The 3,274-nt window shown below is 47.6% G+C and carries 3 protein-coding genes; 1 reads left to right on the top strand and 2 read right to left on the bottom strand.

The genetic code is table 11. The features are described 5' to 3' along the window. Positions 1-254: 254 nt before the first annotated feature. A complete protein-coding gene (locus tag DMO26_RS33200) occupies positions 255-941 on the bottom strand; it encodes an FkbM family methyltransferase (RefSeq protein ID WP_117196512.1) in 687 nt (228 codons plus the stop codon). Between the two features lie 164 nt (positions 942-1,105). After that, positions 1,106-2,230, bottom strand: a complete 1,125-nt coding sequence (locus DMO26_RS33195) for an acyltransferase family protein (RefSeq protein WP_117196511.1) — start codon at positions 2,228-2,230, stop codon at positions 1,106-1,108. Here DMO26_RS33195 and DMO26_RS34070 point away from each other — a divergent pair. Then, positions 2,230-2,964: a hypothetical protein gene (locus DMO26_RS34070; protein WP_162895201.1), complete on the top strand. Its 735-nt coding sequence runs from the start codon at positions 2,230-2,232 to the stop codon at positions 2,962-2,964. The genes DMO26_RS33195 and DMO26_RS34070 overlap by 1 nt on opposite strands. The last annotated feature ends 310 nt before the right edge of the window (positions 2,965-3,274 follow it).

The following is a 3,274-nucleotide window of genomic DNA, read 5'->3' as shown; positions in this document are numbered from 1 at the left end:
TCGACATAGCTGAAGAGTTCCCCCGTCCGAACATCGCCGCCACGCATTCCATAATCCCCAAAGCCCCTCGGACGCAGTGAATCATTTCGAAGCAGTCAATGCCAGTGGCTTTTTCAACAGCCTGCTAAATCGGCTCTTCTTCATCAAAATCTCCTCGAGCATATTGCCGAGAAAATTCTACTTTTGAAGCCCCTTACTCACGGGGAGGATTACCAATGTACATGGAAAAGCGCGCTTACTATTATAGAAGCTGATTATGCATCCATTAAAAAACCGTACTCTAACCCACCATCAGAAACGTAGAATAGTTTGTATCCTGATGCCTCGAGCTGAGAGACTGCCGCTCTCGTCTCTTCTCCCTGGATGCCATACATAGTGTGGTGAAATTCAACCAAAACCTGGCGGGGACGGATAGGTGTCGATAAAATGTCTCTAAGAACATCATACTCGAAGCCTTCGATATCCATCTTTAAGACGTCGGGAGTGGGCAATGAGAGATCCTTCAAAATTGTGGCAAGACGCCGCACGGGTGCCTTGATGGGCACGGCCTGTGTACGTGCGGGGTCGACTTTCGATGAAAATGAAGTGAACCCGTCCCGCTCCGGCGGGAAAAATTCGGCTTCGCCGTCCATCGCGGCGATACCCCACTGGTGATAGCTAAACCTATTTGGCAAGCTCTGCCGCATTATCCATTCTATGCTTTTAGGAGTAGGATCAAACCCGATTACTGTGCAGCCCAACCGCTCGATAATGGCCAAATCAAATGAGATGTCCGTGCCAAGGCCGAAGGACAAAACCAACGCCTCTTCGTCCAACAGTTCCTCAACAACTGGCCACCCTCCGTATGCGGATCCCAGATAGGTAAATGGAATGGAAACCGCGGGGTTGTGGATAAGCCGCTTCTTCAGCTTAGATACCATTCTCCGAATTTTATTATTCATTACAGCTCTCTTTATTTGTCGTATCGGTAAAGCAAACACAACCTGAACGGCTACACTGTCTAAATCTGCACAATATTCACACCCGTGCTCGCCGACGAGACATTATTTTCCGGCCACCATCCCTGACCCGGTGAAACTCCATGTCCGAGAGAGGCTGGATCGGCCTATCTCTTGCCTCCTGCGACGACTGGCTGTGCTACCGAGTATATCTCGACTCTGTGAGAAGGTGGAAAAATGCGATCACGTAAGTTCATCGCTGGGCGTTCAATCAAAACACTGATCATAGCCCCACCGGCAATCGAGACTAGATACTTCAGAAAAAGAATTATATCGACACTCTCGATACGCAGAAGCCCAGCTAAAGTCACCGCAACTTTGTTCCCCAGAAAATTATGCCATATATAGATTGAGTATGAATACACGCCCAGCATTTGCATTAATTTTGAAGGATATGAAAGGAATTTTGGAATGCCAACCCTGTAAAAAGAAAATATTAGCGCCGAAGAACCTACAGCAGCGATGGTGTAACCATAAGAAGAACGTAACTCCCCCTGACGAAAAAAAACAAGCGAAGCGAAGGCAAGAGTAAAAATTAGTAAGCTCTCGAAACGGCGGTGACAAATGGATATAAAGGTCAAGGGATAATAGCGGCGCAAGATCGCCATCAAGAAGCCAAGGGCTAAACCGTCAATTCTAAAGTGCGTTTGCCACTGGATTGCTCGATCAGCAATCCCATTCCAAGACGCAACAACCCGCTCCCCCCAAGTGAGCAGGATTATCGCAACTAGCGCAAATACAGCATGTCTAGGTCGCAATCCGGTTTTGATTGCAATTGGAACCAGCAAAGCTGCAGTGAGATAAAAATGCTCCTCAACCGCCAAAGACCAGAGATGATCAAGCGGCGTCTCCAGATAATTCTGTACGTGAAACACATTCTGCAACAAAAAATCTTGCCAAGGTCTTCCAGAAAGAAGTTGAGCTCCCAGATAAATATAAAGGACGGGCCATAGTCGGAAAGCTCGGCGGATCAAAAATCGTCTGCCACTGAAAGAATGCTCAGCATCTAGCTCCTTTAGAATGATGCCACCGACAAGGAATCCGCTCAGGACGAAAAACAGATCGACACCAGCCCACCCCACCAACCGACCAGGAGCGGCGAATAGGGAGGTCAGAGATGTGCTAAATGCCCCACCATTCAAATGCCACCCCATCGCGAGGAAGATCGCCACACCTCTGACGACATCTAGCTCGGTCTCTCGCCCTTTCAAACTCATTACAATCCCAGCCATTGCGCCTCACCGGTCTTTTTAATATTCTAGGAAAGAAGTACATCCAGAAATCAGCAATCCTTATAAGCCAGCTCTGCTTAACAAGGAACCACCAAGTCGTCCAGAGAATGCTTAATCGAAGAGACGTTATAACAACGTTTGTTTATACCGCGATCGACGGGATTATTTTGCCGGCAGACAAAAACCGCAGGGCGATCTATTGGACGGAAGGTGACAGCTATATGGCTGGCGCGTCGGGAGCAGGGCTTTCACGCGAGCTTGAAATATTTAGTGGCGCCTTCATTCGCGATACCTCAGCGGGAGACTCTTCTATCAAGTCAATCTACGAGCGGATTCAATCCAACCGCGATTTAATTCGCGGTTGCGATCGCCTTATCATCTGGGATGGTTTCCCAAATAATTCTAAAACAAGGGATTATATCGATCTCATCTCAAGCCTCATAGAATATTTTGGCCCAGTTCTTCTATTTCTTCCGCCGGTAAGGATTTCACGCGCGCCTTTTTGGCATGAACGATGTACTGAGGTGCAAAATTTTTTCTCTCAAAATTACATATCTAACTATATGGACGCACAAGCCATACTCGCTGCTGTCGGAGATCCGGTGAAAGACGAGCTTGATATTATGCGCGGGGTCGTGCCAGGCGGGCTGATGCAAGTTGACGGAATTCATCTTCAGCGGCATGCGATAAATGCGGTCGCTAGATCAATAATGCTACGGCCTCATTCGGGATAAATACAAAACAGCAGATTAATTATCTGCGATTTTTCAAAAGCAATGTACTTATGACTTTGGATAATCAACGGATGCAGGAAAACGCGCAGCGCCTCACAAATATTTAACCTATAGTAACATATGTAGCGTATCATTGAGTTACACGGGGACTAGGTGATCTAGTGGCTGAGTATCCATAGAATACCTAGCAGGCTGTTGAAAAAGCCACTGGCATTGACTGCTTCGAAATGATTCACTGCGTCCGAGGGGCTTTGGGGATTATGGAATGCGTGGCGGCGATGTTCGGACGGGGGAACTCTTCAGCTATGTC

It is taken from the genome of Rhizobium terrae, from assembly GCF_003425685.1.
Taxonomy (GTDB): domain Bacteria; phylum Pseudomonadota; class Alphaproteobacteria; order Rhizobiales; family Rhizobiaceae; genus Neorhizobium; species Neorhizobium terrae.
The sequence above is the reverse complement of the archived record's forward strand: the minus strand, read 5'-3'. Positions and strand labels throughout refer to the sequence as shown.